The organism is Agromyces binzhouensis, from assembly GCF_004135055.1.
GTDB classification, from domain to species: Bacteria; Actinomycetota; Actinomycetes; order Actinomycetales; family Microbacteriaceae; genus Agromyces; species Agromyces binzhouensis.
Genome location: NZ_SDPL01000774.1, coordinates 1 through 643, shown reverse-complemented (window position 1 = coordinate 643; position 643 = coordinate 1). Strand labels below are relative to the sequence as shown.

General features: G+C 72.8%; 1 protein-coding gene. It reads left to right on the top strand.

Features of this window, described 5'->3' with window-relative positions; all coding sequences use genetic code 11:
• A partial coding sequence (locus ESO86_RS18160) for a PfkB family carbohydrate kinase (protein ID WP_129236066.1) occupies positions 1–643 on the top strand: 643 nt, incomplete at both ends.

Here is a 643-nt window from a genome sequence, read left to right as displayed (position 1 = left end):
TTCGTCATCGGCTCGCTGAACGTCGACGTCGTCGCGACCGCAGTACGGCTGCCGGCGCCCGGCGAGACGATCGGCGACGGCATCCTCCGTCGCGAGGCGGGCGGCAAGGGCGCGAACCAGGCGTCCGCGGCAGCCCGGCTCGGCGCGGCCACGCGAATGCTCGGATGCGTCGGACGAGACGCCGACGGCGACCTTCTCGTCGGTGCGCTCGCCGCGGCGGGCGTCGACGTCGCCGGTATCCGGCGAGGCGATGCCGCGACCGGCACCGCCGTCATCATGGTCGACGCCGATGGGGAGAACTGCATCGTCGTCTGCCCGGGCGCCAATGCCGATGTCGACGATGATGCCATCGCGATCGGCGACGACGAAGCCGTGCTCATGCAGCTCGAGGTGCCGATCGACGTGGTGCGCCGCGTCGCGGCATCCGCTCCCGGTTTCGTGGCGCTGAACGCCGCACCGGCCAGGTCCCTCCCGACGGACCTCGTCGAGCGTGTCGACCTCTTCATCGTCAACGAGACGGAGTACGGACTCATGCCGGAGCTCGCCGGCGCTCGCCGCGTCGTCGTCACCCTCGGCGCCGACGGCGCGGAGCTGCGCGAGCGCGGCGAGGTCGTCGCACGAGCCGCGGGGATCGCGCCCGCGG